Source organism: Fluviicoccus keumensis (assembly GCF_004217445.1).
In the GTDB taxonomy this organism is placed as follows: Bacteria; Pseudomonadota; Gammaproteobacteria; order Pseudomonadales; family Moraxellaceae; genus Fluviicoccus; species Fluviicoccus keumensis.
Genome location: NZ_SHKX01000013.1, coordinates 208,208 through 229,407, shown reverse-complemented (window position 1 = coordinate 229,407; position 21,200 = coordinate 208,208). Strand labels below are relative to the sequence as shown.

Genomic DNA, 21,200 nt, shown 5'->3' with positions numbered 1-21,200 from the left:
CCATGAAAATTCGCGCACAAATCGGCATGGTCCTGAATCTGGACAAGTGCATCGGCTGCCACACCTGTTCCGTCACCTGCAAGAACGTCTGGACGTCGCGGCAGGGCATGGAATACGCGTGGTTCAACAACGTCGAAACCAAGCCCGGCATCGGCTACCCCGATGACTGGGAAAACCAGGAACGCTGGAACGGCGGCTGGGAACGGCTGGCCAACGGCAGCATCCGGCCGAAGCTGGGGGCGAAGTGGCGCATCCTCGCCAACATCTTCGCCAACCCCGACCTGCCCACCATTGACGACTACTACGAGCCGTTCACCTTCGACTACACGCATTTGCAGAATGCGCCCACCTCGAAAGTGACGCCGACGGCCCGCCCGGTCAGCACCATCACCGGCAAGGTCATGGAAAAGATCGAGAAAGGCCCGAACTGGGAAGAAATCCTCGGCGGCGAATTCAGCAAGCGCAGCAAGGACTACAACTTCGAAGCTGTGGAAAAGGATATCTACGGCCAGTTCGAAAACACCTTCATGATGTACCTGCCGCGCCTGTGCGAGCACTGCCTCAACCCCGCCTGCGTCGCCAGCTGCCCCAGCGGCGCCATCTACAAGCGCGAGGAAGACGGCATTGTGCTGATCGACCAGGACAAGTGCCGCGGCTGGCGCATGTGCGTCTCCGCCTGCCCCTACAAGAAGATCTACTTCAACTGGGAATCCGGCAAGTCGGAGAAGTGCGTGTTCTGCTACCCGCGCATCGAGATGGGCGAACCCACCGTCTGCTCGGAAACCTGTGTCGGCCGCATCCGCTACCTCGGCGTGCTGCTGTATGACGCCGACAGGATCGAACAGGCCGCCGCCACCGAGAACGAGGGCGACCTCTACCAGGCGCAGCTGGACATCTTCCTCAACCCCAACGACCCCGCCGTGATCGAAGCCGCCCGCAAGGAAGGCATTCCCGATTCGTGGATGGACGCCGCCCGCCGTTCGCCCGTCTACAAGATGGCGATGGAGTGGAAGATCGCCTTCCCGCTGCACCCGGAATACCGCACGCTGCCGATGGTCTGGTACATCCCGCCGCTGTCGCCGATCCAGAACGCCCACGCCAAGGGCCAGATGGGCAGCAACGGCGTCATCCCCGACGTCAACTCGCTGCGCATTCCGCTGCGTTACCTGGCCAACCTGCTGACCGGCGGCAACGAAGCGCCGGTGAAGCTGGCGCTGGAGCGGATGCTGGCGATGCGCGTCTACAAGCGCGAGCAGCAACTGCATGGCGAAGGCAATGTCGCCGTCCTCAAGCAGACCGGCATCAACGCTGCGATGGTCGAGGAGATGTACCGCTACATGGCCATCGCCAACTACGAAGACCGCTACGTCATCCCCAGCGCCCACCGCGAATACGCCGGTCGCGCCTTTGACGTGCGTTCCGGTTGCGGTTTCACCTTCGGCAACGGCTGCACCAACGGCGACAACGACGCCGACCTGTTCGGCAAGCAGCGCAAGCCCAACCTGTGGGGAGGCACTCATGAGTAATCCGCTGACTTTCCGGGCGCTCAGCCACCTGCTGATGTATCCCGATGACGCGATGCGCAAGGAACTGCCCGCCGTGATCGATGTGCTGCGCGAAGAGCGCAGCCTGTCGGAAGGCACCCGCCGCGCCCTGATGGGCTTTGCCCAGGACATCCACGCCGGTGACGGCTGGGATGTGCAGGAAACCTACGTCAACCTGTTCGACCGCACCCGTTCGTTGTCGCTGCACCTGTTCGAACACGTGCACGGCGAATCCCGCGACCGCGGCCCGGCCATGGTCGACCTGATCAACGTCTACGCCAGGCACGGCCTGGAGCTGAGCGACGGCCACGAGCTGCCGGACTACCTGCCGCTGTTCCTGGAATTCCTGTCGGTGCTGCCGCTGGACGAAGCGCTGGAACTGCTGAAGGAACCGCTGCACGTGATCCAGGCGCTGGGCGCGCGCTTGCGCAACCACGACTCCGCCTACGGGCTGGTGTTCTCCGCGCTGGAAGAACTGGCGGGCGTACGTCCGCTGATCGCCAGCGAACCGGCCCGGGAAGAAGACATCGACGCCGCCTGGCAGGACGCCGAAGTCCGCTTCCTGGACAACACCGCCCCCTGCAGCAGCGCCGCCGGCCGGCCCTGACACGAGGATATGATTATGGATTCCATGGCAACCTGGCTGAACACCCTGGTGTTCGGCATTTATCCCTACATCGCCTTCGCGGTGTTCATCATCGGCTGCGTCATCCGCTTTGACCGCGACCAGTACACCTGGAAGGCCAGTTCCTCCCAGTTGCTGGACCGCAGCAGCTTGCGGCTGGGCAGCAATCTTTTCCACGTCGGCGTGCTGCTGATCATTGTCGGCCACCTGGTCGGCCTGCTGACCCCGCACGCGCTGTACGTGCAGGTCATCAGCGTCGAGAACAAGCAGTTGCTGGCGATGGTCGCGGGCGGCATCTTCGGCACGCTGTGCTTCCTTGGCCTGTTCCTGCTGATCACCCGCCGCCTGAACAGCCCGCGCCTGCGCGCCCACACCCGCTTCAGCGACTGGCTGGTGCTGTGGATGCTGTTCATCCAGGTCACGCTCGGCCTCAGCACCATCTTCGTTTCCGCCCAGCACATGGACGGCAGCAGCATGATGAAGCTGGCGGAATGGGCGCAGCACATCGTCACCTTCCGGGGCGGCGCGGCTGACTTCATCCTGGACGAAAGCATCATCTTCAAGGTGCACATCTGGCTGGGCCTCAGCCTGTTCGTGGTGGCCCCGTTCACCCGCCTGGTGCACGTCATCAGCGCGCCGGTGTGGTACCTGCTGCGTCCGGGGTATCAGATTGTGCGCAGTCGGGATGCCCGTTGAAATCCGTGTCCGATCACTGCGTAGGGGCGCACTGCGTGCGCCCTCGCGGACGGACATGCCCTGATTCAGAACCCTGTTCGGCTACCAGGGCGCACGCAGTGCGCCCCTACGAGGGTATGTAGCAGGGGTGAACATTGATTGCGGAGAAAACCATGACCCCCATCACCGTCAACCATAAAGAAATCCCTGAAGCCATCATCGGCCAGGAAATGCAGTACCATCCCGCCGCCAGCCGTCAGGAAGCCTGGCAACGCGCCGCCGAGGCGCTGGTGCTGCGCGAATTGCTGTTGCAGGAGGCCCATCGCGAGGCCGTCGCCCAGGTGGATAACGACGAAGCCGAGCTGATCGACCTGCTGCTGGCGCGCGTGCTGCGCGTGGAAGAACCGCAAACCGAAGCCTGCGAGGCCTTCTACGCTGCCCAGCGCCACCGCTTTGTCGGGCCGGACAACGCACCGCTGACCTTTGAGCAGGTGGATGCGCTGATCCGCGCCGAACTGCAGGCCCGCGCGCTGCGCCAGGCCCTGACCGACTACCTGAAAGGGCTGGTGGCCAAGGCCGACATTCGCGGTATCCGTCTGGGGCAGGCGGTGCTGCCGGTGTTCAGCCTCAACTGATCCCCACACGTTTACGGAGGTTCCCATGGATTACCTGAATTCGCCGGTCGGACAGATTGCCGCGCAATTACCGGGCGCCACCGGAGTCTTCCAGAAATACGGCATCGACTTCTGCTGCGGCGGCAAGAACTCGCTGCAGCAGCTGGTGCAGAAGCAACAGCTGGACGGCGCCATGATCGTGCGCGACCTGATCGCGCTGGAGAAGGACCCGCTGGCGGAAAAGGACTGGAACACCATCGACCTGCTGACGCTGGTGGATCACATCTACCGGGATTTCCACGAGCGCCACCGCGAGCAACTGCCGGAACTGATCCGCCTGGCCCAGCGCGTGGAGTCCGTGCATGGCGACCGCGCCGATTGCCCGGACGGCCTGTCGGCGATGCTCAAGGAAATGCGCGACGAACTGGAATTGCACATGCAGAAGGAAGAGTGCGTGCTGTTCCCGCTGATCCGCAGCGGTCGCGGCCCCGACCCGGAAAGGGTCATGGGCGCGATGGAGTGCGAGCACGAGGAACAGGGCCGCCGCCTGGACCGCCTGCGCGCCGCCATCCACAACGGCGCGCCGCCCGCCGACGCCTGCAATACCTGGCGCGCGCTCTACCGTGGCACCAAGGCCTTCATCGATGATGTGATGGAGCATATCCATCTGGAAAACAACGTGCTCTTTCCCAGGGTGCGAGCGGGGTAAGAACATGATCCGGCGTAATCCGCGCGGCGACATCCCGATAGTGCATGAAAGCGCTTTCGTCGATCCGACCGCCATCCTGATCGGTCAGGTGATTGTCCACGAGAACGTCTTCATCGGCCCCTACGCCGTGATCCGCGCCGATGAGGTCACCGATAACGGCCAGATGGAACCGATCGTCATCGGCGCGCATTCCAATATCCAGGACGGGGTGGTGATCCATTCCAAGGCGGGCGGGCTGGTGGTGATCGGCGAGCATACGTCCATCGCGCACCGCTCCATCATTCACGGGCCGTGCTGGATCGGTAATCACGTCTTCATCGGCTTCAATTCGGTGGTGTACAACGCGACGGTGCAGGATTATGCGGTGGTGCGGCATAACTGTGTCATCGACAGCCGTGAAATTCCGCCGGGGGTGTATGTGCCGTCGTGCTGGAAGGTGAATCATGAAACCGATACCAGTCAGTTGCAGCCGGTGTCGAACCACGCGCAGGATTTTTCAGAAAGCGTGGCGCGGGTGAATCTGGATCTGGTGCACGGGTATCGGGCCATCAGGAATGAGTTTTGAGAGGGGCTGAGAGCATCAGAAGCCTCCCCTCATGGGCGCTAACTTGGAGGTGCGTGGCTAAGCAGCCTTTCCAGGCCATCCCATTTGCTTTTTACGGGTGGGAAGTCTCTCGGGTCTTGGAGTCCCAACTCCACAAGTTGATACGACATTTTCCCAAAATTGCAGCCAGCACATGTAACCACCAGATTTTCTAGATCGTTTGTGCCACCACAGGAGTGTGGAGTTACATGATCGTATTGTGCCCACAACGTTTGGAAAGCAGCGTGCTGGGATGCATTTGTACGCCCCCACTTGACTGTTGCCGGATAAAGCTTAACAAGCATTTTCCGGATCTCTGCGCGAATAACGGGGATGCCGCAGAAGCGGCAATGGAATCCATCTCTTTTGTGCAGGTCGGCTATCTGGGAAGCGGTTGGCATTCGAGCCTCGACTTTGACAGCGGGCTCGATAAGTGGAAGTTTATTGATAATCACGTAGGGGCTTTCTTTGCCCCAAATTGATTCAAGCCAGTCTCTAACTTTCGGGCTATCAGCGAGAGCAAAAAGCTTTGAAGCAATCTCATGCTCACCCTCAAGATGGGCTGATACGGCAGCATCCAAATAACGCGCAGCATCCAGTATCTCGGGTATTGGTTCTCGGAAGCAACGCTTCAAGATACTTACTCCTTTGAACGCAAGAACACCGTTCGCTTGAACCTAATTCACCCCAAAGAGCGTTGCACCCCCAAGAAGCCAACCGGAAGCAGGTTACTCCTTGCCTTTTTCCTGCATCGTCTCCGCCCCCACCAATATCATCCGCACCATCGTGGCGGTCTGCTCGATCACCTGCGAATGACGTTCCTTGGGCGTGTCGATGGCGGACGCACCCATCGCGAACACCAGCCGGGTAATGGCCTTGGCCGCCAGTCGCGGTTCGTACAGCGAACTGCCGTGCAGCGCCGACAGGCGGATCAGGTCGTCGGTCAGCTCTTCCTCGAAGTAATGCAGCTGCCGCTCCACAGCCTCCTTGAAGGCAGGCGAACCCACCGACCCCTCGCGCAACAGCAATGACAGGTAGCCTTCGTCCGCCGTCAGTTGCGCCAGGAAGACTTCCACCGACAGCCGGGTGACGCTGCTTTCGCGGTTGGCGCGGCGGCGCACCTCGCCGATGATCTGCCGCAGCGAACTGCCCGCCAGATCAATCAGCGCGATCGCCAGTTCGTCGGTGTCGCGGAAATGCCGGTAGAAACTGTTGGGGGCGATGCCCGCCTCGCGCGCCACTTCGCGCAGGCTGATGGTCGAGACGCTGCGGTTCGGCCCCACCAGCTTCATCGCCGCCTGGATCAGGTCATCGCGGGAAATCACGGCGCGGCGGCCGGGGCCGGTATAGACTTCGGGCGCGGCATCCGCCGGGGCGGCGGCTGATTCGTCAGAGGGCGGCAGCGGCTGGGACATGTTGGCCTGTCTTCAGATAAAGTAAGAAATATCCCTCTGATTATACACAGCCCGGCCCGGAGCGTCGAAAGCGCGTTTCGCGGCACAGGCAATTAATATACAAGTGTATAGACATATGTATTTCTGTATGTATAATGACCGGCATTCCCCTTGTGTGCCGGATTCGCCATGTCTGCCGAAAGCTCCTCCCGCATCGCCCGCCTGCTCAGTCCGTTGCTGCCGTCCCCGGTACTGGAGTTCTGGGCAGAGCGCCTGAACCCGCTGCTCTCGCTGGAACGGGTGCGGGCGGAAGTGGTGGAGCGCCGTGTCGAAGCGCGCGACACGGTGACGCTGGTGTTGCAGCCGAACCGCCTGTTCCGGAGCTTCCGTCCCGGCCAGCACGTCAATGTCACGGTGGAAGTCAACGGCGCGCGCCTGACCCGCAGCTACAGCCTCAGCGACATTCCCCGCGCCGACGGCCGCCTGGCCATCACCGTGCGTCAGGAAGAGGGCGGGGCGGTCAGCACGCAGCTGTGCCGGAACACCCGCCCTGGCGACATTCTCGAACTGGGCCAGGCTTTCGGCGAGATGACCCTCCCGGACGCACCGGAAGGCGATTACCTGCTGCTGGCGGCGGGCAGCGGCATCACCCCGCTGATGAGCCTGACCCGCGCCCTGCTGGCGGGCGACGCCCCGGTGCGCGTCACGCTGGCCTACTGGGCGCAAACCCGTGCCGAACTGTGTTTCCTCAACGAGTTGCAGGCGCTGGCGCGCAACGACCACCGCTTCCGCCTGCTGACCGTACTCACCCGCGAACCGGCCTTGATGCCCGGTGAGCTGAGCGGCCGTCTCTCCGCCGAATTCCTCGCCGCGCAACTGCCGACGCTGGCCACGCAACAAGTGATGGCCTGCGGCCCCTTCGGCTTTGCCGACAGCGCCCGCCAACTGCTACAAGGCCGGGTGCGCAGCTTCGCCGCGGAAGCCTTCACCCTGCCGCAAACCCCGGATGCCGAAACCGAACGCGCCGTCACCGTCACCCTGACGCGCAGCGCCCGCACCGTCACGCTGTCTTCTGCACAGACGCTGCTGGAAGGGCTGGAAGCGCAGGGTATCCGCCCGGAATCGGGATGCCGCATGGGCATCTGCCACACCTGCAGTTGCAAGCAGCAGACCGGCAGCAGCCGCAACCGCCTCACCGGCGAATGGCAGGACGAAGCGGGCAGCCAGGTACGCCTGTGCGTCAGCCGCCCGCAAACCGACCTGACGCTCGACCTCTGACCCTTTTGATTTGACCCGGACACCGCCATGACCGCCGCCCTGCCATATGCCCTGAATTCCCAGCTCAGCGAAGCCCAGCTCACCGCCCTGGCCGCCGAACTTGACGCCCTGCGCGACCGCGTCCTTGCCGACATCGGCCAGCGCGACGCCGACTACATCCGCAACATCCACAAGGCCGTGCGCTACACCGGCCTCGCCGGGCGCGGCCTGCTGATGGCCGGCATCTTTCCCCCAGCCTGGCTGGCGGGCACCGCGCTGCTGGGCATCTCCAAGATCCTCGACAACATGGAGCTGGGCCACAACGTCATGCACGGCCAGTTCGACTGGATGCGCGACCCCGCCTTCAACGGCAAGACCTTTGAATGGGACATCGTCGGCACCAGCGATAACTGGCGCTACACCCACAACTTCCGCCACCACACCTACACCAACGTACGCGGCATGGACGACGACGTCGGCTACGGCCTGCTGCGCCTGTTCCCCGAACAGCGCTGGAAGTCCATGTACCTGTTCCAGCCGGTCTACGCCGTGCTGTTTGCCCTGCTGTTCCAGTGGGGCGTCGCCATCCAGAACCTGGAACTGGGCCGCGTCGCCAAGGGCAAGAAATCCTGGGCCGAACTCAAGGAACAGTGGATCCCGCTGCAAAAGAAGATCCGCAGCCAGTTGCTCAAGGACTACGTCCTGTTCCCGCTGCTCGCCGGCCCCTTCTTCCTGCCGGTGCTGCTCGGCAACCTCGCCGCCAACGGCATCCGCAACCTGTGGACCTTCACCATCATCTTCTGCGGCCACTTCACCACCGACGCCGAAGTCTTCCCCAAGGAATGCGTCGACAACGAAACGCGCGGCCACTGGTACTGGCGGCAAATCCGCGGCTCATCCAACCTCACCGGCGGCAAACTGTTCCACATCCTGAGCGGCAACCTCAGCCACCAGATCGAACACCACCTCTACCCGGACATTCCCGCCTGCCGCTACGCCGAAATCGCCCCTGAAGTGCAAGCCATCTGCGCCCGCTACGGCATCCGCTACAACAAGGGCTCGCTCCTCACCCAATTCGGCCAAGTCACCAAACGGATCGTCAAATACGCGTTTCCGTGGACCGGCAAGGGCAAGGCGATTACTGCTCAACCCCAAACGGCTTGAAGCGCAGCACCCAAACGCCTCTGCCTTTCGTCCGAAGCCACTGTTTGAGCCACAAGCCGGTTAGCGAAGGGATGGAAGCGGGGTGGCCAAGCAGAGAGTTAACCACGCGCGAGTTTGGCGAAGGACAGGCGGTTTTGCTTACTTTTGCCAAGACAAAAGTGAGGCCCGCGGCAGGCGGATGAAAGTACTAAAGTGGAGGAGCGGGGTGTTCGGACTAGAACCCCCCAGCCCTGCGGGCAGCCCCCCTGTTCCACAGGAGGGCGTAAACGCAGAGGTTGGCTGCAAGCCCCGACTGCGCTAGTCTTCCCCCCAAATCCCCTTAACCGAATTCCCCTCATGACCGACCGCTACGCCGTCATCGGCAACCCCATCGCCCACAGCCGCTCCCCGCTCATCCACCGCGCCTTCGCCGACCAGACCGGCCAGGACCTGAGCTACGAAGCCCTGCTCGGCCCGCTGGACACCTTCACCCCCTTCGTCCGCGATTTCTTCGCCGCCGGCGGCCGCGGCCTCAACGTCACCCTGCCGTTCAAGGAACAGGCCTACGCCCTTTGCGACGTGTTGTCCAAACGCGCCCAACAGGCCGGAGCCGTCAACACCCTGATGCGCGGCAAGGACGACCGCATCTACGGCGACAACACCGACGGCGTCGGCATCGTCCGCGACATGACGCAAAACCACGGCTGGACGCTGGCAGGAAAGCGGGTGCTGATCATCGGCGCGGGCGGCGCGGTGCGCGGGGTGATGGGACCGTTGCTGGCGGCGGGCATTGCCTCGCTGCGTATCGTCAACCGCACGCCCGAGAAGGCTGAAACGCTGGCGGCATTGTTCAAGGGCGAGGGCGATGTCGCGGCAGTCCGCTACGAAGATCTGGAGCCGGGCAGCGTCGACATCCTCATCAACGGCTCCTCCGCCTCGCTCAGCGGCGAGCTGCCGCCGCTGCCCGCCGGTATCCTGGCTGACGGGGCCTGCGCTTATGATATGGCCTACGGCAAGGGCGAACTGCCGTTCATGGCCTGGGCGCGCGGGCAGGGCGCGGCGCGGGTCAGCGACGGGCTGGGCATGCTGGCGGAGCAGGCGGCGGAAAGCTTCTACATCTGGCGGCATGTGCGCCCGGAGACGGCGCCGGTGCTGGCGATGCTGCGGGAGCTGGTGGCGAAGGGCTAAGAGCCGTCACCCGGCGCCCGCCGGACCAGCCAGTCCAGCACCTGCTCGCGCTGCCGGGGCGATTGCGGGTGCGACAGCAGGCCTTCCACCACAAAGGTGCCGGCCGTGGCCGTGACCCGCGCCTCTTCCGCCGTCATCCCCCGCGCCGTCAGTTGCGCCACCACCAGTCCTTCCACCAGGCGGTGAAAGCCGTCGTGCCATTCCCGCAGCGCGGGCGAGTTTTCCAGCCGCGCATGTACCGTCATGACCAACCGGTGCGCCTGTTCGAATTGCGCGATCAGCCAGATCAACTGTTGCTTCATGGGCAACGCCTGCAGCCCGGCATGGGCGGCCACCCCATCCAGCACCAGCCCGTTCAGCACGGCAATCAGCAGCGCATCCTTATCCGCGAAATACCAGTAGAGCGTGTTGGCCGCCACCCCGGCTTCCCGCGCCACCCGCGCCATCGACGCCGCCTCGTAGCCTTCCTGCAGAAACAGCCGCCGGGCCACGGCCACGATCTCGTCCTGCTTGGACTGACGGTCGATATCGCGCTTGTTGCGGGCCATGAAGAAATTCCGGAAAAGGGATGGATGGTTCTTGAATTGTATTCAAGATATGCTAGTCTTTCAATCTTGAATGGCAATCAAGATATACGGAATCCCGCCCATGCTGACTTCGTTCACCCCGGAAAGCCTGCGCCGCATGACCACCGCCGAGCTGCTGGCGGTTTTCCAGACCCTGCCCGCGCCGTCCCTGGCCGAGATGCACGGGGAATACGCCGCCGAACTGCTGCGGCAGCCGTCCTGGCCGGACGAGATCGGCGGCCGTCTCGCCGTCAACAATCCGCTGCTGCCCGGCCGCTGGCTGTGCAAGGCCTTCCGCCCGGTCAATGAAAGCGAAGGGCGCGGCTACAACAGCTTCCGCCATGCCGGTCGGGTCGTGCAGCGCTTCCCCATGCAGACGCTGATCGCCCCGTCGCGCTATGACGGCCGCCCGGCCTACACGCTGGTCTACCGCGCCTTTCATTCGCTGTGCGGCGACATCCACATGGTGGATGAAGTGCGGCGCGCCGGGGAGGGCGTTTATCTGGGTATCGGCACCTGGGGGTTTAGCGACCGCCAGCGCCAAAAGCCGCTGCCGTTCTTGCTGACCGGCCCCGCTGCGCCGTATCGTGGCGACATCGGCCGCTCGCGATCCTTTTCCCTGGCGCAGGAAGTGCCCGGTCTGCGCTGAATCCCCGTTGTCCCATCCGTCCCAGGAGTTGACCATGTCCAACCGCACCGCCCTCATCACCGGCGCTTCCGCCGGCATCGGCGCCACTTTTGCCCGCCACCTGGCCGCCGAAGGCTACGACCTGCTGCTGGTGGCCCGCCGCGCCGAGCGCCTCAGCGCGCTGGCCGCCGAGTTGTCCGCCGCGCACGGCATCCGCTGCGAGGTTTTCGCCGCCGACCTGACCGACCCCGCCGCGCCGCAGGCCATCATCGAGCATGCCGAGGAACAGCTGGGCATGACCATCGATTTCCTGGTCAACAACGCCGGGCTGTCGGGCAAGAGCAAGTTCGTCGATGCGCCGTGGCAGGAACTGGCCGGGGAAATCCAGCTGATGATCACCGCCGTCACCGAGCTGGCGCGCCGCGTCGCGCCGGGCATGAAGGCGCGGGGCTGGGGCCGCATCATCAACCTGTCGTCGCTGGCCGCCTTTTCCCCGCCCGGCGAGAGCCTGCTTTACACCGCCATCAAGAGCTATGTGCTGAACGTGTCCGAGTCGCTGGACATGGAGCTGAAGCCGCACGGCGTGCACGTTACCGCGCTGTGCCCCGGCTTCACCTGGAGCGAGTTCCACGATGTCATGGGCACCCGCGACACCACCAACAAATTCCCCGATTTCCTGTGGCAGCAGCCGGAAGACGTGGTGAAGGAAGGCTATGAGGCGGTGATGAAGGGCAAGCCGGTCTGCGTGCCGGGCATGGTCAACAAGGCCATTGCCGCCAGCATGCGTCCGGTGCCGGAATCGCTGCGCTACGTGCTCGGCAAGACCTTCAATCCCTTCAAGTAAGGTGTGGCAAACGGCCACGGATTGGCCGACTCTCCCATTTGCATTCCGCCCGGCGTCGGCAACACTGTTTAAAGACAGGCCGACCCCGCCGACGGGTGATCCGGCCGTTGCCGTCCCTCACCCGCCCGGAGCCGGATCATGGCCTGCTGCGTCGCCCTTGGCCTGTTCATCACCCTCCTGCGCTGGCTGTGGCTGCGCCTGACCTTTCGTAAGGCGCAGCCGCCGGTGCTGTTCGCCCCCGTCGCCCGTCGCAGCGAGCCGGGGCAGATGCCATTGCCGCTGCCGGTTCCCGCGCCGGTCGCGCCGCCGCTGCCGCTTTACCGCACCCCGGACGGCGGCCTGCTGATCGGCCTCGGCGTCTATCTCGCGGCCGTGTTCCTGCTGGTGCAGGCGGGCTTCATCGTCAGCATCGCCGATAGCGGTGACTGGCTGCTGCGCACGCTGGTCTATGGCGCGGCGGCGCTGTGGCTGCTGCGGCCCCGTCCCGCCGACACCGGGAACGGGATTGCCCATCCCGTGGCCGCCACCCTCTATTTCACCGGTCTGGTCTGGGTGGTGCTGGGCGTCGCCGACATGCACCTCTTCGACCTGTTCGTGATGCAGGGCCAGGACGTTGTGCTCGCCGGTCGCCCGCATCCGCATCACGACCACCAGCACCTGCGCCTCGCCCTCGACCCGCAACTGCTGTTCCACGGCGGCGGCCTGCTGGCGCTGGCCGCCGGACTGCTCACCGTCTGGGCTGTCCAGCCCGAACCCGCCCTGCAACCCCTGCCCCTGGAAGACCAAGCCGATGACAAACGCCTCCCTGCCGCCCGTGGTTGAAGCCTCCGATGATGACCTCGGCATCATGCGTTACCTGCTGGACCTGTCGCTGCAGCCGCTGGACCAGTGGGAGGGCTATGACCACATCGAGCAGCTGGGCGGCTCGGCGCTGCGCTACCAGCTGAACAGCCTCAGCTATGCGCTGGCGCTGTCGCAGCTGACGCGCACCCCGGCCTTCACCGGCTATCTGGCGGAAGCGCAGCGCAACGTCATCCTGAAGATGTGCGACCGCAAGGTGTGGCGCTACTGGGCCTATGAAAACCTGGTCGGCTACGGCCGCTGGAACCCGGACCCGATCGCGCTCAACAATGTCATGTATTCGGCCTATTTCGGGGTGATGGTCGGCCTCTATGAAACGCTGAACGACGACCGCCGTTTCAGCGAACCCGGCGCGCTGACGCTGTGCTGGAATGACCGGCAGCGTTACGAATACGATTTCGGGCGGCTGGCCGGGGCCATCGAATTCAACATGCGCGTGCGCCCGGACAGCCCGCAGTACCCCTGCGAACCGCACCTGATCTACCCGATGTGCAACACCTTCGCCTTCAACTCGCTGATCATGCACGACCGCCTGCATGGCACCGCCATGACCGGCGACCTGGTGCAGCGGGTGCGCGAGGTCTATGACCGTGACGGCTGGCTGCGCACCGACGGCCGTTTTGTGGCGGGCCGGGTGGAGAACACGAAGATTCCCATCCTGCCGACCTCGATCGCCTACGACGCGGTGATGGCCTTCTGGCTGAGCCCGGCCATGCCCGAGCTGGCGCGCGACACCTGGCATGTGGTGCGCGACTGCCACATCCACTTCGATCACAAGCATCCGCAGTTGAAGGGGCAGTTGTGGGACCGCATCGACTTCGGCAACTACAACCTGGCGCGCGGTGACACCTTCACCCGCGCCATGCTCACCCACACCGCCCGCGAGATGGGCGATGAGGACGTGGCGCTGGCCTTCCAGCGCTCGCTGGAGGAACTGAAGGAAGTGACCTGGAAGGGCGGCGCGCGCCGTTTCCACGGCATCTCGGTGATGGGCAACGGCATCTACGCCATGGCGCGCTTCGGCCGGGCGCAGGGCATGAGCGACCTGGTCAACGGCAACATTCCCGAGGCGTGGCGGCAGGGTCCGCTGCTGACCGAAGCGGCATATCCGGCGGTGCTGGTGGCGCGGGCGGTCAGCGACGGCTCCGGGCTGGAGCTGGTGCTGCGCGCCGGGGAAGGGCCGCAGCGGACGACTCTGGCGCTGGGCCGCCTGCAGCCTGGGCGGACGTACCGGGTGGAAGGGGCGTGCGTGGAACGGCTGGTGGCGGGGCCGGACGGCAAGGCCTTGCTGGCGGTCGACTTGCAGGACCGGAGCGTGGTCAGGGTGACGGCCGAGTAGCTCTGGTGACAGGCAGGGCGTGAATTCCGGTCCTTGCACTGTGCGCCGGGAAAGACGTTTAATCCGGTGAACTGAATTCCGGAGAGCGTCATGAAAGCGGTCGTGTGCAAGGACAAGGTGCTGTCGGTGGCGGAGCGGCCCGAGCCGGTGCCCGCCAAGGGCCAGTTGCTGGTGAAAGTGATCCGTTGCGGCATCTGCGGCAGCGACCTGCATGTGCGCCAGCACTGCGACCACTGGGGCAAGCTGATGGTGCGCAGCGGCTATACCGCGCTGCAAAGCTCGTCGCAGGAAGTCGTGTTCGGCCATGAATTCAGCGCCGAGGTGCTGGACACCGGCCCGCGCACCCGCACCTCGCTGAAACCCGGCACGCCGATCGTGGCGGTGCCGATGCTGCGGCGCGGCAAGGAAATCGACCTGGTCGGGCTGTCGGCGTACACCCCCGGCGCCTATGCCGAACGCACGCTGGTGGAAGCTTCGCTGGCGATGGCCATTCCCAACGGCCTGTCGCCGGTGGACGCCGCGCTGACCGAGCCGCTGGCGGTGGCCTGGCACGCCGTGCTGCGCGGGGAAGTGAAAAGCAGCGATGTCGCCATTGTCATCGGCTGCGGCCCGGTCGGGCTGGCCATCATCTGCCTGCTGAAGGCGCGCGGTGTGCGCGAGATTGTCGCCAGCGACTTTTCACCGGTGCGCCGCGCCATGGCCGAGCGTTGCGGCGCTACGCGCATCATCGACCCCTCCCAGGAATCCCCGTTCACCAGCCGCCGCAAGTCCGGCTTCATCCACGACGCGCAGGACCTGTTCGAACTGGCGGTCGGCACCAAGGAGAAACTGGACCTGCTGCCGGTGCCGTGGTGGCCGTTGTGGGCGGCAGGCGAGCGCATCGTCGGCCGCAAGCATCCGGTGGTGTTCGAGTGCGTGGGTGCGCCGGGCATCCTGCAGTCGATCATCGACGGCGCGCCGATGTTCACCCGCGTGGTGGTGGTCGGCGTCTGCATGCAGCCGGACACCATCGAACCGGCGGTCGGCATCAACAAGGAACTGGATATCCGGTTCGCGCTGGGCTACACGCCGCTGGAATTCCGGCAGGCGCTGCACATGCTGGCCGAAGGCGAGGTGGACGCCTCGCCGCTGGTGACCGCCACCGTCGGGCTGGGCGGGGTGGATGCCGCGTTCACGGCGCTGGGGCAGGCGGGCGGGCACGCCAAGATACTGATTGATCCGGCGTCGGCGGTGAGTGAAGTGGCTTGAGTTGTAGGGCCGGGCGCTTGAAAGTCCGGCCAGTTAATGCTTCCACCACCAATCCAGCCATTTTTTTTCTGAAACGGTGGTTTCATATTGAGCACCGTTGTAATGCAGCGTTTGTGTATAGGCTGTTTTCTTCGAGGGCGAAACGCGAGTCGAGATAATCAGGTCGTGATAACCGTTTGCCTGTTTCTTCCCGATGCGGATAGACCGGTGGGCTTCCTTCTCTCCAACAATTTCGCATGAGGAGTCCAGCTTGGTTAGCCGAAATGACAGGGGAAAATCGGCTAATACCTTGTGCAGTTTGGCACCATCGGAAGTGAAAAGATCCAGGTAATCGTTCTCCCTGCCCTCCGCGCAATGCGAGCTGTTTACCCCTATATGCTTGAGGATGCCGAAGGCGCGCAACTGATTGCTCAAGCGGTAGGGCGCGGTATCAATCCATAAGCTGTTCTCATGGATACCAATGGCGGCATCTTCCTCAATCACTTGGCTGAAATGGGAGGTGATGGCCTTGGAGTGCAAGTTGACCAACAGGATTTCATAACGTTTTTGATCTTGAACAGGATTGCCTTTTTTATCTGGTTCATCTCTGAAATAGGTGGCAATCATTAAATCCGGTATATCCGGATATGCCTTACAGGCGGAGGAAATTACATTGCCCGTGTCGGGACGAATATTAATATTCAGGGTATCTTCGATAATGCCGGATATTTCAGTATTACAAGTCTGATCGACTTCTAGACCGTATGCCTTGATGCAGAAATTAGCGAATAGAATGATGGGAATGGTCAGCAAGTTTTTCATGGTTCACGTCCTGTTCGATCCAGCAGGGTCATGGAGTGAAGGCTCTACGGTCATTGGGCTCATTCCGGTCGAAATGATAATCAACAGGAGGCTTATGTAGGAATTGGCATAGTCGCGTCAGCCGTTCGTCCACCCCGGCGGGCGGGCGAATCCTGATGTCCCGCCGCGACACGTGCATGTCAGATGCCCTGCAAGATATACGTTATAGAATAAGTATATCCAGCGTTTGCTTAGACAGCCTGGGCGATGGCCTCCGGGTTTCTCACGGATTCACCGGATGTGTCTGGTGACAGCCCGCACAGGTATTGAACCCCGCCTCGCTGGCGGCGTTCAGTCCGGCGGCATCGCGAGCCTTGGCTGCCTTGGCCGCAGCAGTGGCGTTCTCCATCAACAATCCCGCCTGTCGCCGCCATACCGCATCGGCGGCGGGCGTCAGCTTCTTTAGTGTCTTGCCCGCGCTGACCAGCGTCAGGGCATGCTTTTCAACAGCCAGCCAAGCCTCATCATCGGCGGGAGCCGCCCGCGCTACCGCGAACACCGCTTCCGAGGCCGGGCCGACGGTGTTGGCCATCAGGGGTTTCACTTTCGGGGAGACCGCCGGACCGGCAACCACCGCCGGTGACAGGATAAGGGCGAGCAGGGCGCAGCAAAGACGGGTGACGTGAGTCATGAATCGCATCCGGCAATCAGGGAAGTCAGTTCTTATTATACGGCCGCCGCCGTCTTCTCCGCCGCCCCTTGTTCCACCTTCCAGTGGCTCGCCCCGACAAAAATCAGCCGCAACTGCTTCACCGCGCGCATGCTCAGCTCGTATTGCAGCCGCACCTGGTCCGAGGTCAGCGCCAGGATCTCGCCGCACCAGTTGATGGCGGTGTTGATCACCAGGTCGGCGATCATTTCCAGGTCGTCGCTGGGCAGGTTCTGCATCTCCGGGAACATACGGAAATCGTTGGCCAGGTCGGTGACAAAATGCCGCACCTCGCGCTGGATCGCCTCGCGCACCTTGGTCGAGCCGCCCATGCGCTCGCGCACCAGGAATTCAAAGCTTTGCGCCTCCTGCCGCACATAGAGCAGGAACATCATCACCGAGCTTTGCAGGGCGATATGCCCCGCGCCCTTCGCCTTCACCCGTTCGTCGCGCAGCATCTTGCGCAAGCTCAGTGACACATCATCCACCAGCGCCAGCCCCAGTTCGTCCATGTCGCGGAAATGGCGATAGAAGGCGGTCGGCACCACCCCGGCCTCGCGGGTCACTTCGCGCAGGCTGATGCTGACAAAGCCGCGGCCTTCCTTCATCAGCTTGAGGGTGGCTTCCAGCAACGACTGCCGGGTTTGCTGCTTGCGTTCGTCACGAGCGGTCATGGTCGTCAAATGAGCTAACAATTGTTCACCATATCCTAGCAAAAAAGTCGGTTTTTGGGGAGGCGGGAAGGGTGAACGGAGCGGTCAGCCGACAGGTGGTCACTGGTGTACACGTGGCTTCTCGCCGGAATGATTCATGATAATTTTAAAAATCAAATAATAAACAACAAGTTGCTATTCGCGCGTGCAACACGCGTAAGTGAAGGCGACGAATGGCGGAAAAATTTAGTGAACACGTGTTGACTCAAATCAAGAAACCGCTATTATGAGTGTACAGACGTTCACCAAGGCACACAGGAGCCTGACCATGACCACTTTCAACCCCATCGCCAAGAAGCTCGCCGGTAAATTCGTTCGTGAAGACTGGCTGGATTTCGTGTTCTCGCATGTCGACCCGATGCTGGCCGTCAACCGCGTGCTGGCGGAAGTGGTCTCGATCTCGCAGGAAACCCCGGACATCAAGCGCTTCGTGTTCCGCCCGAACGCCAACTGGAAAGGCTTTGTCGCCGGCCAGTTCATGCCGGTGCGCGTCCAGATCGACGGCATCTTCCACGAGCGCTGCTACAGCCTGGTGAGCGAGCCGACCGACGGCCTGCTGGAAATCGGCGTCAAGCGCCAGCCCAACGGCAAGGTGTCGAACTGGCTGCATGACCACCTGCAAGTCGGCGACGTGATCGAGCTGGGTGACGCTTCCGGTGAGTTCGTCCTGCCGCAAACCCTGCCCGCCAAGCTGTTGCTGATTGCCGGCGGCAGCGGCGTCACCCCCATCTACAGCATCCTGGTCGAAGCCCTGAAGCAGAAGCCGGCGCTGGACATCGCGGTGGTCTACTACGCCAACAGCGAAAAGGATCTGGCCTTCGCCAAGGAAATGGTGGAACTGGCGGTGCAGCATCCCGGCCTGAAACTGAACTACGCGCTGTTCAGCGCCGGTGAAGGCGGCAAGTTCAGCGAAGCGCAATTGACCAACGTCTGCGCCGATTATGCCGAGCGCTCCGCCTTCATCTGCGGCCCGCAAGGCCTGATGAAAGCCGCCGCCGACCTGTGGGCCGCCAAGGGCATCAGCGCCCAGCTGAAGCAGGAATTGTTCGGCCCGGTGGGCCTGGACAGCGACGCGGTCGGCAACGCCATGCCGATCACGCTGCGCCGCAGCCAGCAGGCCATGCTGCACACCAAGGCCACGCTGCTGGAAAGCGCCGAAGCCGGTGGCGCCCGTCCCGCCTACGGTTGCCGCATGGGTGTCTGCAAGCAGTGCAGCTGCACCAAGGTTTCCGGCGTGGTGCGCGACAAGGTGACCGGCGCCATCGACAGCAGCCCCAACACCCAGGTCCGCATCTGCGTCACCGAGCCGCTGAGCGCCGTGGTGCTCGATATCTGAATTGAATAACCCTCCCCGCACCGGCGGGGAGGGACTTGAAACCTAATTGAACACCGAGGAAGACACCATGGGCACCATCAGCAAAAGCCGTGAACTGAGCTACGACGAAATCCAGGCCTTTGGCGCGGAACTCGACGCGCTGCGCAAGGAAACGATTGCGAAGCTGGGCAAGGAAGACGCCGACTACATCTACAAGATCCGCAACTTTGTGCGCTACAGCGAAATCGGCAGCCGCGCCGCGCTGATGACCCTGGGCTGGTTGCCCCCGGTCTGGCTGGCCGCCACCGCCACCCTTGGCGTCTCCAAGATTGTCGAGAACATGGAGCTGGGCCACAACGTGATGCACGGCCAGTATGACTGGATGAACGAACCCAGCCTGCGCGGCAGCACCTACGAGTGGGACACCGTCTGCACCGCTGACAACTGGCGTCACACCCACAACTACATGCACCACACCTACACCAATGTCGACGGCGTCGACCACGACATCGGCTACGGCGTGCTGCGCATTTTCCCGGAACAGAAGTGGGAGCCGCGCTTCCTGCTGAACCCGATCATGGCCGGTTTCCTGGCGGTGACCTTCGAATGGACGCTGGCGCTGCAATCGCTGGAACTGGAGAAGGTGCAGGCCGGTGAGAAGACCTGGGCGGACGTCCGCAAGCAGTTGCCGCCGATCTTCGCCAAGATGCGCAAGCAGTTCGCCAAGGACTACGTGTTCTTCCCGCTGATCGCCGGTCCGATGTTCCTGCCGGTCATCGCCGGTAACTTCACCGCCAACATCATCCGCAACCTGTGGGCGTTCGGCATCATCTTCTGCGGCCACTTCACCGAAGATGCCGAGATGTTCCCCAAGGAAGTGCTGGAGAACGAAACCCGCGGCCACTGGTACCTGCGCCAGCTGCGCGGTTCCAGCAACCTGAGCGGCGGCCCGATCATGCACATCATGAGCGGCAACCTCAGCCACCAGATCGAGCACCACATGTTCCCGGACATCCCCGGCATGCGTTACGCCGAAATGTCGGTGAAGGTGCGCGAGATTTGCGAGAAGTACGGCCAGCATTACAACACCGGCTCCTTCGCCAAGCAGTTCTCCACCGTTGTCGGCCGCATCTTCAAGGGCGCGCTGCCGAACTTTGGTCGGAAAGTCGAAGCTTCCGCCGAAACAGCGGTTGCGCGCCTGGCCGACGTCGTGCCAGTGTCAAAGCCGGCACGCCGCAAAACGCGCGAGGCGGTTGCGGCCTGATCTCACGGCCCCCGTTACCGGGGGCTTTCGGCTTTGGAACCGGAGAAACCATCATGAACAAAACCTTGACCCGCCTGGAAGCCCTGAAGGATCTGGTGCAGGACGCCATCGATCAGGGAGCGACCACCGTCGAGCAGATCCACAAGCGCATTGTCGACCTGCCGCTGTCGGTGCTGGAAAAGAACGGCTTGCTGGATGTGGACAGCGACAAGCGCGACGAGATGTGGAACAAGAGCATCGGCCACGTTTACGAGGCCATCCGCCGCGTCAACCAGGAAATCGGCGATCTGGCCAGCCAGGCCTTCGAGGCCGTGGATGACCAGCTGATCATCCAGCAGAACATCCGCGAGGCCGCGGAGCTGGAAGAGCTGGAGCGCGCCGGTCGTGCGAAGGTGATTGAATCGTCGACCGCCGTCGAACCGCAGGTGCGGGTGGCGGATGCCGCGCCGGTGGAACAGAAGCCGGTTGCCTGATTTACCGTATTCCGGAGCCGGCTTCCCCCTCTACCGCCGGTCCCGGATTTTCAGCCACCCTGTCCGGCAGACGGCAGGGTGGCTTTTTTATTCCTCGATCAACCCCACCCGCATGGCGTAACGCACCAGACTGGCGACTTCACGGATGCCCAGCCGCTGCATCAGCTGGCTGCGGTGCGCCTCAATCGTCTTCACCGACAGGCTCAACTCGTCCGCCATCGCCTTGCTGGAGTAGCCCAGTGCAATCAGCTTCAGTATCTGCACCTGACGTCCGGTCAGGTTGTTGACCACGGTTTCCTTCTCGTTGCGTTTTTGCAGCAGGGTCATGATCTGTTTCGAGACGGACGGGCTGAGATAGATCTCGTCGCGCATGATGGTGTCGATGGCGTTGAACAACTCGGTGGGGGCGGCGTCCTTCACCACATAGCCCTGGATGCCAAGCTTCAGCGCCTCGCTTATGTACTCGGCGATATGGCACATCGTCAGCAGCAGTATCTTCGGCGCGCAGGGCCGCCGCACGATCTCGGCGGCAACTTCCAGGCCGTTCTTCTCCGGCATCATGATGTCCAGCAGCACCAGATCGGGCCGAAGGCTGTCAATCAGCAGCAGGGCGTCGCGGCCATTGCTGGCCTCGGCAATGACCTGATAACCCTCATGGCTTTCCAACAGGGCTTTTAATCCCTTGCGCACCAGTTGGTGGTCGTCGACGAGCAGGATGTTGACCATGA

The 21,200-nt window shown here is 63.0% G+C and carries 24 protein-coding genes; 17 read left to right on the top strand and 7 right to left on the bottom strand.

All coding sequences use genetic code 11. From position 1 onward, the window contains the following. The first annotated feature begins 2 nt into the window (after positions 1–2). The 6 genes from narH to EV700_RS11935 all read left to right on the top strand — a co-directional run bounded on the left by narH (position 3) and on the right by EV700_RS11935 (position 4,732). Positions 3–1,526 carry a nitrate reductase subunit beta gene (gene narH, locus EV700_RS11960; protein WP_130414071.1) on the top strand — a complete coding sequence of 508 codons (1,524 nt, stop codon included), beginning with the start codon at positions 3–5 and terminating at the stop codon, positions 1,524–1,526. Further along, positions 1,519–2,151 (top strand): nitrate reductase molybdenum cofactor assembly chaperone, encoded by a 633-nt coding sequence (gene narJ / locus EV700_RS11955; protein ID WP_130414069.1) that lies wholly within the window; start codon positions 1,519–1,521, stop codon positions 2,149–2,151. The genes narH and narJ overlap by 8 nt, the downstream gene beginning before the upstream one ends. 15 nt (positions 2,152–2,166) lie before the next feature. Then, positions 2,167–2,865 carry a respiratory nitrate reductase subunit gamma gene (narI, locus tag EV700_RS11950; RefSeq protein WP_242610253.1) on the top strand — a complete coding sequence of 233 codons (699 nt, stop codon included), beginning with the start codon at positions 2,167–2,169 and terminating at the stop codon, positions 2,863–2,865. A 152-nt stretch (positions 2,866–3,017) separates the two neighbouring features. Continuing rightward, positions 3,018–3,479, top strand: coding sequence for a hypothetical protein (locus EV700_RS11945; RefSeq protein WP_130414067.1), 462 nt, complete (start codon positions 3,018–3,020; stop codon positions 3,477–3,479). A gap of 25 nt (positions 3,480–3,504) precedes the next feature. Further along, entirely contained in the window at positions 3,505–4,167 is a 663-nt protein-coding gene (gene ytfE / locus EV700_RS11940) for an iron-sulfur cluster repair protein YtfE (protein ID WP_130414065.1), read from the top strand. A gap of 4 nt (positions 4,168–4,171) precedes the next feature. Continuing rightward, complete coding sequence (locus tag EV700_RS11935) at positions 4,172–4,732, top strand: LbetaH domain-containing protein (protein ID WP_130414063.1); 561 nt, start codon at positions 4,172–4,174, stop codon at positions 4,730–4,732. A gap of 38 nt (positions 4,733–4,770) precedes the next feature. On the opposite strand, the gene EV700_RS11930 is transcribed toward EV700_RS11935, so the two are convergent. Continuing rightward, entirely contained in the window at positions 4,771–5,385 is a 615-nt protein-coding gene (locus EV700_RS11930; RefSeq protein ID WP_242610252.1) for an HNH endonuclease, read from the bottom strand. A gap of 93 nt (positions 5,386–5,478) precedes the next feature. Beyond that, positions 5,479–6,165 (bottom strand): HTH-type transcriptional repressor FabR, encoded by a 687-nt coding sequence (gene fabR / locus EV700_RS11925; protein WP_130414060.1) that lies wholly within the window; start codon positions 6,163–6,165, stop codon positions 5,479–5,481. Between the two features lie 168 nt (positions 6,166–6,333). Between fabR (EV700_RS11925) and EV700_RS11920 the strand changes: the two genes are divergently transcribed. From EV700_RS11920 to aroE, 3 genes are all read left to right on the top strand, one after another. After that, positions 6,334–7,422 carry a ferredoxin reductase gene (locus EV700_RS11920; protein ID WP_130414058.1) on the top strand — a complete coding sequence of 363 codons (1,089 nt, stop codon included), beginning with the start codon at positions 6,334–6,336 and terminating at the stop codon, positions 7,420–7,422. Between the two features lie 27 nt (positions 7,423–7,449). Beyond that, entirely contained in the window at positions 7,450–8,565 is a 1,116-nt protein-coding gene (locus EV700_RS11915; RefSeq protein ID WP_130414056.1) for a fatty acid desaturase family protein, read from the top strand. A 336-nt stretch (positions 8,566–8,901) separates the two neighbouring features. Continuing rightward, positions 8,902–9,732, top strand: coding sequence for a shikimate dehydrogenase (gene aroE / locus EV700_RS11910; protein WP_130414054.1), 831 nt, complete (start codon positions 8,902–8,904; stop codon positions 9,730–9,732). Here the strand turns inward: aroE and EV700_RS11905 are convergent. Further along, positions 9,729–10,280 carry a TetR/AcrR family transcriptional regulator gene (locus tag EV700_RS11905; RefSeq protein ID WP_130414052.1) on the bottom strand — a complete coding sequence of 184 codons (552 nt, stop codon included), beginning with the start codon at positions 10,278–10,280 and terminating at the stop codon, positions 9,729–9,731. The genes aroE and EV700_RS11905 overlap by 4 nt on opposite strands. Positions 10,281–10,380: 100 nt before the next feature. On the opposite strand from EV700_RS11905, the gene EV700_RS11900 reads away from it, so the two are divergent. From EV700_RS11900 to EV700_RS11880, 5 genes are all read left to right on the top strand, one after another. Continuing rightward, entirely contained in the window at positions 10,381–10,947 is a 567-nt protein-coding gene (locus EV700_RS11900) for a hypothetical protein (RefSeq protein WP_130414050.1), read from the top strand. A gap of 34 nt (positions 10,948–10,981) precedes the next feature. After that, positions 10,982–11,770 carry an SDR family NAD(P)-dependent oxidoreductase gene (locus EV700_RS11895; protein ID WP_207224658.1) on the top strand — a complete coding sequence of 263 codons (789 nt, stop codon included), beginning with the start codon at positions 10,982–10,984 and terminating at the stop codon, positions 11,768–11,770. Positions 11,771–11,908: 138 nt separating this feature from the next. Then, positions 11,909–12,592, top strand: coding sequence for a hypothetical protein (locus EV700_RS11890; protein ID WP_130414048.1), 684 nt, complete (start codon positions 11,909–11,911; stop codon positions 12,590–12,592). After that, on the top strand, positions 12,561–13,970 hold the full coding sequence (locus EV700_RS11885) for a linalool dehydratase/isomerase domain-containing protein (protein WP_130414046.1): 1,410 nt from the start codon (positions 12,561–12,563) through the stop codon (positions 13,968–13,970). Before EV700_RS11890 ends, EV700_RS11885 begins: the two co-directional genes overlap by 32 nt. Positions 13,971–14,060: 90 nt before the next feature. Continuing rightward, complete coding sequence (locus EV700_RS11880) at positions 14,061–15,218, top strand: zinc-binding dehydrogenase (RefSeq protein ID WP_130414044.1); 1,158 nt, start codon at positions 14,061–14,063, stop codon at positions 15,216–15,218. A 33-nt stretch (positions 15,219–15,251) separates the two neighbouring features. On the opposite strand, the gene EV700_RS11875 is transcribed toward EV700_RS11880, so the two are convergent. The 3 genes from EV700_RS11875 to fabR (EV700_RS11865) all read right to left on the bottom strand — a co-directional run bounded on the left by EV700_RS11875 (position 15,252) and on the right by fabR (EV700_RS11865) (position 17,402). After that, complete coding sequence (locus EV700_RS11875) at positions 15,252–16,019, bottom strand: PA3715 family protein (protein ID WP_130414042.1); 768 nt, start codon at positions 16,017–16,019, stop codon at positions 15,252–15,254. 262 nt (positions 16,020–16,281) lie between these two features. After that, a complete protein-coding gene (locus EV700_RS11870) occupies positions 16,282–16,689 on the bottom strand; it encodes a hypothetical protein (RefSeq protein ID WP_130414040.1) in 408 nt (135 codons plus the stop codon). A gap of 35 nt (positions 16,690–16,724) precedes the next feature. Then, positions 16,725–17,402 (bottom strand): HTH-type transcriptional repressor FabR, encoded by a 678-nt coding sequence (gene fabR / locus EV700_RS11865; RefSeq protein WP_130414038.1) that lies wholly within the window; start codon positions 17,400–17,402, stop codon positions 16,725–16,727. Between the two features lie 286 nt (positions 17,403–17,688). Here fabR (EV700_RS11865) and EV700_RS11860 point away from each other — a divergent pair, with 286 nt between their 5' ends. The 3 genes from EV700_RS11860 (at position 17,689) to EV700_RS11850 (ending at position 20,472) form a co-directional block, all read left to right on the top strand. After that, a complete protein-coding gene (locus tag EV700_RS11860) occupies positions 17,689–18,756 on the top strand; it encodes a ferredoxin reductase (RefSeq protein ID WP_165391453.1) in 1,068 nt (355 codons plus the stop codon). Positions 18,757–18,823: 67 nt separating this feature from the next. Further along, a complete protein-coding gene (locus tag EV700_RS11855; protein ID WP_130414034.1) occupies positions 18,824–19,999 on the top strand; it encodes a fatty acid desaturase family protein in 1,176 nt (391 codons plus the stop codon). Between the two features lie 53 nt (positions 20,000–20,052). Further along, complete coding sequence (locus EV700_RS11850) at positions 20,053–20,472, top strand: hypothetical protein (protein WP_130414032.1); 420 nt, start codon at positions 20,053–20,055, stop codon at positions 20,470–20,472. Positions 20,473–20,559: 87 nt separating this feature from the next. Here EV700_RS11850 and EV700_RS11845 read toward each other — a convergent pair whose 3' ends face one another. Continuing rightward, the gene (locus EV700_RS11845; protein ID WP_130414030.1) at positions 20,560–21,198 is read right to left on the bottom strand and encodes a response regulator; all 639 of its coding nucleotides are present in this window, start codon (positions 21,196–21,198) and stop codon (positions 20,560–20,562) included. Between the last annotated feature and the right edge of the window lie 2 nt (positions 21,199–21,200).